Annotated in this window: 6 protein-coding genes; 1 reads left to right on the plus strand and 5 read right to left on the minus strand. The window is 72.5% G+C overall.

Translation table 11 applies throughout. The annotated features are described in order from the left end of the window. The first annotated feature begins 28 nt into the window (after positions 1 to 28). Complete coding sequence (locus ACXJKA_RS18565; RefSeq protein ID WP_456826675.1) at positions 29 to 1,675, plus strand: ABC transporter substrate-binding protein; 1,647 nt, start codon at positions 29 to 31, stop codon at positions 1,673 to 1,675. 104 nt (positions 1,676 to 1,779) lie between these two features. Here the strand turns inward: ACXJKA_RS18565 and proB are convergent, their stop codons facing one another. From proB to ACXJKA_RS18590, 5 genes are all read right to left on the minus strand, one after another. Further along, positions 1,780 to 2,928, minus strand: a complete 1,149-nt coding sequence (gene proB, locus ACXJKA_RS18570; protein ID WP_456826676.1) for a glutamate 5-kinase — start codon at positions 2,926 to 2,928, stop codon at positions 1,780 to 1,782. A gap of 61 nt (positions 2,929 to 2,989) precedes the next feature. Next, positions 2,990 to 4,513, minus strand: a complete 1,524-nt coding sequence (gene obgE / locus ACXJKA_RS18575) for a GTPase ObgE (RefSeq protein WP_456826677.1) — start codon at positions 4,511 to 4,513, stop codon at positions 2,990 to 2,992. Positions 4,514 to 4,634: 121 nt separating this feature from the next. Continuing rightward, positions 4,635 to 4,895, minus strand: a complete 261-nt coding sequence (rpmA, locus tag ACXJKA_RS18580; RefSeq protein ID WP_055913072.1) for a 50S ribosomal protein L27 — start codon at positions 4,893 to 4,895, stop codon at positions 4,635 to 4,637. Between the two features lie 58 nt (positions 4,896 to 4,953). Continuing rightward, on the minus strand, positions 4,954 to 5,262 hold the full coding sequence (gene rplU, locus ACXJKA_RS18585) for a 50S ribosomal protein L21 (protein ID WP_370505510.1): 309 nt from the start codon (positions 5,260 to 5,262) through the stop codon (positions 4,954 to 4,956). 244 nt (positions 5,263 to 5,506) lie between these two features. Next, a partial coding sequence (locus tag ACXJKA_RS18590) for an Rne/Rng family ribonuclease (RefSeq protein ID WP_456826678.1) occupies positions 5,507 to 8,282 on the minus strand: 2,776 nt, incomplete at its 5' end.

Consider the following 8,282-nt stretch of genomic DNA (forward strand, 5'->3'; position numbering starts at 1 on the left):
CCACCATCCCCAGCAAGGAGCACCACCCATGTCTGTCCGACGACCCCCGCGCCGTCACGCCGGCCTCATCGCCGGCTTCGCCACCACCGCCCTCCTGCTCGCCGCCTGCTCGTCGGGCACGGACGAGGCGGGTGCCGACGAGAACGCCACGGCCTCCGCCACCGCCGAGGCGGTCGACGGCGGCGACCTGACGTTCGCCATCGGGAACGACCCCATCTCGCTCAACCCGGCCGGCATCGGCTCGGGCAACGACACCCTGTACGTGACCCGCCAGCTGGTGGACTCACTGACCTGGCAGGACCCGACGGACGGCTCGCTCAAGCCGTGGCTGGCCACCGCTTGGGAGGCCAACGCGGACTCGACACAGTTCACGTTCACCCTGCGCGACGACGTCACCTACTCCGACGGCACGCCGTTCGACGCCGACTCCGTGAAGGCGAACTTCGACGACATCGTCGCGGCCGGCGCCAAGAGCTCGGCGGCCTCGAGCTTCATCGGCTACGCCAGCACCACGGTCGTCGACCCGACCCACGTCACCGTGGCCTTCTCGGCGCCCAACTCGGCGTTCCCGCAGGCCACGTCGACGGTCGCGCTCGGCCTCCTGGCCGGCTCGACGCTCGCCATCCCGTTCGACGACCGCGCCAGCGGCACGGGCGTCGTCGGCACCGGTCCGTTCACGCTGGACCACTACACCAAGGACACCGAGACGGTGCTGACCGCTCGCGACGACTACGCGTGGGGCCCCGACGGGCGCGACAACACCGGCAAGGCCCACCTGGACAGCGTGACGTTCCAGGTGATCCCCGAGGCGGGTGTGCGCACCGGCTCGCTGACCTCCGAGCAGGTCGACGTGATCGGCGGCGTGCAGCCGACCGACATCGAGACGCTCTCGTCGTCGGGCTTCGACGTGGTCCACCGCGCCAACCCCGGCATCACGTTCGGCCTCACGTTCAACGAGTCGGGCGCGCTGGGCTCCGACCCGGCCGTCCGGGAGGCCATCGCCCTGACGGTCAACCCGACCGAGGTCCGCGACACGGCGCTCAACGACGGGTTCGCCGTCGCCGAGGGCCCGCTGGCCAGCACGACCCCGGGCGTGGCCGACCTGAGCAAGGACCTGGTGACCGACCCGAAGAAGGCCGCGTCCGTCCTCGAGGACGACGGCTGGGCCAAGGGCGCGGACGGCATCTACGCCAAGGGCGGCACGCGACTCGCCCCGGTCCTGGCGTGGATCACCAACTTCTCCCCCAACCAGACGTCGGTCGAGCTCATCCAGCAGGAGCTCAAGGCCAACGGCATCGACGCCACCCTGTGGAGCGGTGCCGTCCCGGACTTCCAGGCGAAGCTCAAGGACGGGTCGTTCGACCTGGTCTGGGGCAACCTGAGCCGGGCCGACGGCGACGTGCTGCGCACGCAGTACTCGACGGCGGCGACCAACTTCTACCGGCTGGACGACCCGGAGCTCGAGACCCTGCTGCAGAAGCAGCTGACCCTGAGCGACCCGACCGAGCGTGACGCCGTGCTGGCGGACGCGCAGGAGCGCCTGGTCACCGAGCACCACGTGATCCCGGTGCACGAGCTCACCACGTTCCTCGGGCTGAACACGGACGTGCACGAGGTCGAGCTCGGGGCGGACTCGCGCCTCGACCAGCTGACGCAGGCCTGGATCGGCAGCTGACGACACGACGACGGGGGCGGTCCGCACGAGCGGGCCGCCCCCGTCGTCGTGACGTCCGCACTCCCGAGGGTCAGGACGCGCTCGAGTGCGGACGTTGTGGGGTCTCAGCGGCGTTTGCGGACCAGGACCAGGTCGTCGCGGTGGACCAGCTCGCGGTCGTAGCCCGGGCCCAGCGACGCGCGCAGCTCGGACGTCGACCGGCCGAGCAGCGGCGGCACCTCGTCGGCGTCGTAGGAGACCAGCCCCCGCGCCACGAGCGCGCCGTCCGGCCCCACCAGCTCGACCGGCTCACCCGCCTCGAACGTCCCCTCGACACCCGTCACGCCGGCGGGCAGCAGCGACGTGCCGCGCTCGGTCACGGCGCGCACGGCCCCGGCGTCCAGCACCAGGCGTCCCCGCGTGCTCGCGGCGTGGGCCAGCCAGAGCCGACGGATCGACGTGCGACGACCGGTCGCGGTGAACCACGTGCCGACGTCCTCGCCGGCCAGCGCCTGCGCCGCCTGCGCGGCGGACGTGAGCACCACGGGGACGCCGGACTGGGTCGCGATCGCGACCGACTCCAGCTTGGTCACCATGCCACCGGTGCCCACGGCGCTCCCCCGCGACGCGACGTCGATGCCCTCGAGGTCCTGCGCGTGCACGACGGACGCTATCCGGCGTGACCCGTCGCGCGACGGCGGCCCCGTGTAGAGCGAGTCCACGTCGCTGAGCAGCAGCAGCGCGTCCGCGTGCACCAGGTGCGAGACCAGGGCGGCGAGGCGGTCGTTGTCCCCGAACCGGATCTCGTCGGTGGCCACGGCGTCGTTCTCGTTGATCACCGGCACGATGCCGAGGTCGAGCAGCCGCGTCAGGGCGCGGTGCGCGTTGCGGTAGTGGACGCGGCGCACGGTGTCGTCGGCCGTGAGCAGCACCTGCCCGACCTGCAGGCCGTGCCGGGCGAACGCGGCCGTGTAGTGGGCGACGAGCAGCCCCTGGCCGACCGAGGCCGCCGCCTGCTGCGTCGCGAGGTCCTTGGGCCGGGCGGCCAGGCCGAGCGGGCCGAGCCCGGCCGCGATCGCCCCCGACGACACCAGCACGACCTGCCCACCGGCGGCGCGCCGCGCGGCGAGCACCTCGACGAGCGCGTTGAGGCGCTCGGGCGCGAGCCGACCGTCGGCCGTGGTCAGCGAGGACGAGCCGATCTTGACGACCACGCGGGACGCCGAGACCAGCTGCTGGCGGTCCTGCAGGGCATCAGCGGTCACCTGCGGCATTCTGCCTGTCGACAGCCGCAGGTCACGCGCTTATCCGGTGCGCGGACAAGCCCGCCGGGGTTCAGCTCTCCGCCGCGTCCGTCCAGACGCCGGCCTCGCGCTCGGTCCACAGCTCCTCGCGCGCCTCCGTCTTGGCGTCCATGCGCTCCTTGTACTCCTGGCGCTTCTCGCCGCGGGTCGGGCGCGAGTGGTCCTCGAGCCGCAGGTCGACGCCGCGGGGGCCACCGAGGAACTCGGAGCCGGTCATGAGCGTGGGCTCCCAGTCGAAGACGACGGCGTTGTGCTCGGGGCCGATGCGCACCTCGTCGCCGGCGACCGCGCCGGCGGCGAACAGCTTCTCCTCGACGCCCAGGCGTGCGAGCCGGTCTGCCAGGTACCCGACGGCCTCGTCGTTGGAGAAGTCGGTCTGACGAACCCAGCGCTCGGGCTTCTCGCCGCGCACCCAGAAGTACACGCCCTGGCCCTCGACCTCGCGACGCGTCACCGTGAAGCCGGCGTCGTCCACGGCCTTCGGACGCAGCACCACGCGGGTGTTCTCCGGCGCCGGCGCGTCGCGACGCGCCTTGTCGACGATCTCCCCGAGCGCGAAGGTCAGCGGGCGCAGGCCCTCGTGGCTGGCGGTGGAGATCTCGAAGACGCGGAACCCGCGGGCCTCGAGGTCGGGCTTGACCAGCTCGGCCAGCTCGCGCGCCTCGGGGACGTCGATCTTGTTGAGCACCACGATCTGCGGGCGCTCCAGCAGCGGGACGCGGCCGCCCTCGATCGAGAGGTCGCCGGCGTAGGTCCGCAGCTCGACCTCGATGTCCTCGAGGTCCGACAACGGGTCGCGGTCGGGCTCCAGGGTCGCGCAGTCGAGCACGTGCACGAGGACCGCGCAGCGCTCGATGTGGCGCAGGAACTCCAGGCCCAGCCCGCGTCCCTCGGACGCGCCCGGGATCAGACCCGGCACGTCGGCGACGGTGTACCGCGCGCCGCCGGCCTGCACCACGCCGAGGTTCGGCACCAGCGTGGTGAACGGGTAGTCCGCGATCTTGGGCCGCGCCGCGGAGATCGCGGCGACGAGGCTCGACTTGCCGGCGCTCGGGTACCCGACCAGGGCGACGTCGGCGATGGTCTTGAGCTCCAGCACGACGTCCTGCGCGTCGCCCGGCTCGCCCAGCAGCGCGAAGCCGGGGGCCTTGCGGCGCTGCGAGGCCAGCGCGGCGTTGCCGAGCCCCCCGCGACCGCCCGCGGCGGCGACGTACTGGGCGCCGACGCCGACGAGGTCCGCCAGCACGGTGCCGTCGGGCGCCTTCACCACGGTGCCGTCGGGCACCCCGAGGATCAGGTCCCCGCCGGTGGAGCCCGACCGGTGGTCGCCCATGCCCTGCGTGCCGGACGGGGCGTGCCGGTGCGGCAGGTGGTGGTAGTCGAGCAGCGTGGTGACCTGCGGGTCGACCTCGATGATCACCGAGCCACCGTTGCCGCCGTTGCCCCCGTCGGGGCCGGCGAGCGGCTTGAACTTCTCCCGGTGGATGGACGCACAACCGTGCCCACCGTCACCGCCGGTCGCATGCAGCACGACCCGGTCGACGAATGTCACCACGGCTGAACCTCCCTTGCCATTGCTACTTCTCGATACTCACACGCAGAAGGGGCGCACCGCACCGGTGCGCCCCTCCCACGAATGACCCGACGCGGACCGATGCCGCGTCGTCATGACTTGCTCAGACCTCGGCCGCCACGACGATGTCGATGACCTTGCGGCCACGGCGCGTCCCGAAGGTCACGGCACCCGGGGCGAGGGCGAACAGCGTGTCGTCGCCGCCACGGCCGACGTTCACGCCGGGGTGGAAGTGCGTGCCGCGCTGGCGGACGATGATCTCGCCGGCCTTGACGACCTGGCCACCGAAGCGCTTGACGCCCAGGCGCTGGGCGTTCGAGTCGCGGCCGTTGCGCGAGGAGCTCGCGCCCTTCTTGTGTGCCATGACGAACCTGCTTTCGTGCTCAGAGTGTGGGGTCCGCAGCCTGCAGGCCGCGGCGAGATCAGGAGATGCCGGTGACCTTGAGGCGGGTCAGCTTCTGGCGGTGACCCTGACGCTTGCGGTAGCCGGTCTTGTTCTTGTACTTGAGGATGTCGATCTTGGGACCCTTCTCGTCCCGCACGACCTCCGCCGTCACCGTCACCTTGGCCAGGGCCTTGGCGTCGGTGGTGACCTTCTCGCCGTCGACGAGGAGCAGGGCGGGCAGCTCGACGGTCGAGCCGGCCTGCGCAGCGAGGCGGTCGACGACGACGACGTCGCCCACCGCGACCTTCTCCTGGCGGCCGCCAGCCTTCACGATCGCGTACACCACGTTGCTGCTCATCTCTGCTCGTCGAACTGCTTGTCAACTGCTAGTCGAAAGTGCTTCGTCGGTGCCTACCTGCGCCCGCGCACATCCCGATGCGACCGGCTGTGACCGGTGCCCGTGGGGGTTCGCGTCGGCGCCGCAACGGCGGCACACATGATCAGCGCGCACACGACGCGCCGACGTTCTAGGGTACGGACCCCACGCCGCAGGGTCAAACCTGACGACGCGGCGTGGGGGTCGACGTGACCTAACGCACGTCTTCGTCGGCGCTGTCGGCGCCGTCGGGCTCCGAGGACTCCGTCGAACCCGCAGTGGGCTCGTCGTCGCCGTGCTCGTCGCTCTGCTCGTCGTCGCTGCGCTCGTCGTCGCCGTGCTCGTCATCGACGGGCTCGTCATCGACAGGCGCGTCGTCGAGGGCCTCGTCCGTGCCGGGCTCGTCGTCCGCCGCCGCGTCGTCGGACGCGAACACGTCGGCCGGGACGGCCGTGAGCGCGAGCTCCTCGACCGGGCCGTCGTCCTCGACCGCGGCGTGGACACCGGCGAACTCCGCGAGGACGTCCAGGCCGGGCGCGCTCGGCGCCTGCTCCTCGACGACGTCGACCGCGTGGACCGGCGCAGCCGGCGCGTGGTGGTCGTGGTCGTGGTCGTGCGCGTGAGCCGCGGCGGCCGCGATCGTCGCCAGGGTCGCCTTGACCGCCTCGCGCGCCTCCGGCAGGACCGGCACACCGGCGTGCGGCACGTGAGCGACAGGCTCCTTGGCGCCACCGCGCTTGCGGCGCGAGCGGGCGGCACCGCCCTCGGTCGGGGCGGGCTGCTGCTGCTGCGGCGCACCGGCGTCGGGACGCTGGTTGTTCTTCTCGATCGGCTCCTCGTGCACGATAAAGCCGCGCCCGTGGCAGTGCTCGCACGTCTCGCTGAACGCCTCGACCAGGCCCTGGCCGACCCGCTTGCGGGTCATCTGCACGAGGCCGAGCGAGGTGACCTCGGCCACCTGGTGCTTGGTGCGGTCGCGGCCCAGGCACTCGACCAGGCGGCGGAGCACCAGGTCACGGTTCGACTCGAGCACCATGTCGATGAAGTCGATGACGATGATGCCGCCGATGTCGCGCAGCCGGAGCTGGCGGACGATCTCCTCGGCGGCCTCGAGGTTGTTGCGCGTGACCGTCTCCTCGAGCGTGCCGCCCGAGCCGGTGAACTTGCCGGTGTTGACGTCGACCACCGTCATGGCCTCGGTGCGGTCGATCACGAGCGAGCCGCCCGACGGGAGCCAGACCTTGCGGTCCATGCCCTTGGCCAGCTGCTCGTCGATGCGGTGCACGGCGAACACGTCGGTGTCGGAGTCCCAGCGCGAGACCTTCTGCGCGAGGTCCGGCGCGAGCTCGTCGATGTAGGAGGAGATCGTCGACCAGGCGTCGGCCCCCTCGACCACGAGCGAGGAGAAGTCGTCGTTGAAGATGTCGCGGACCACGCGGATGGCCATGTCCGGCTCGCCCTGGAGCAGGGCCGGTGCCGACGCGGACTTCGACTTCTTCTCGATGGCCTCCCACTGCCCCTGCAGGCGGGCGATGTCGGCGCGCAGCTCGTCCTCGGACGCGCCCTCGGCCGCCGTGCGCACGATGACGCCCGCGGAGTCGGGGACGATCTCGCGCAGGATCCGCTTCAGGCGGTTGCGCTCGGTGTCGGGCAGCTTGCGGCTGATGCCGGTCATGCCGCCGCCGGGCACGTAGACCAGGTAGCGGCCGGCCAGCGTGACCTGCGAGGTCAGGCGGGCGCCCTTGTGGCCGATCGGGTCCTTGGTGACCTGCACCAGGACCGGGTCGCCGGACTTGAGCGCCTGCTCGATGCGGCGGGCGGACCCACCCTCGAGGCCGGCGGCGTCCCAGTTGACCTCGCCTGCGTACAGCACCGCGTTGCGGCCCTTGCCGACGTCGACGAACGCGGCCTCCATGCTGGGCAGAACGTTCTGCACGCGGCCGAGGTAGACGTTGCCCACCATCGAGGCCTGCGCCTGGTTGGAGACGTAGTGCTCGACGAGCACGCCGTCCTCGAGGACCGCGATCTGCGTGCGGGCGTTCTTCTCCCGCACGATCATCGTGCGGTCCACCGACTCGCGGCGGGCCAGGAACTCCGACTCGGTGATGATCTGGCGGCGGCGACCGGCGTCGCGCCCGTCCCGCCGGCGCTGGCGCTTGGCCTCGAGGCGCGTGGAGCCGCGCAGCGCGGTGACCTCGTCGCTGGGCGCGCGGGTGCGTGCCGCGCGGGGCTCGTTCTGCTCGCCGGACTCGCCGCGCGACGACCCGCGACGACGACGGCGACGACGACGGCTCGAGCCGTCGCCCTCCCCCGCCTCGTCCTCGTCGGACTCGGTCTCGGGCTCGGCGCCCTCGTCGGTGTCGTCGTCGGACCCGTCGGCCTCGTCGGAGTCGTCGGCGTTGCCCGGGGCGTCGGTGCGGCTGCGGCGTCCGCGACCTCCGCGGCGACGGCGGCGGCGCGGCTGGCCGGGGGTGCCGGCGGCCTCGTCGGAGTCGACGTCCTCGTCCTCGTCCTCGTCGTCTGCAGCGGCCTCGGCATCGACCAGCGCGTCGACGGGGAGATCGACGACCTCGTCGGCCACCACGTCCTCGTCCTCGGGGCGCGCGGCATCGCCGCTGCGCCCACGACGGCCCCGGCGGCGCGAGCCGCGCGACGGGGCGGCGGACTCGAGCTCGATCGCATCGGTGGTGTCGACCTGCGCCTCGGCGGGCTCGGCGACCGCCTCGGCGGCCTCGTGCTGGTGGGCGGCCTCGGAGATCGCCTCCGGCGAGCCGGTGCTGGCCTGCGCGCGACGGCGCCGCGGCCGGGCTGCGGACGGGTCCGGGGCCTGGAAGAGCAGCGCGGTGGTCGCGAAGCGGCGGCCGGTCGACGTGCTGCTGGTGGTGGCGTTGGGCTCGGGGGGCGTCACCGTGGCGGTGAGCCCAGCAAGCGCAGAGAGCACGTCGAGCGTGGGTACCTCCTCGGCGTCCTCCTCGTCGGCGGGCTCGGGC

Source organism: Cellulomonas sp. P5_E12 (assembly GCF_054049315.1).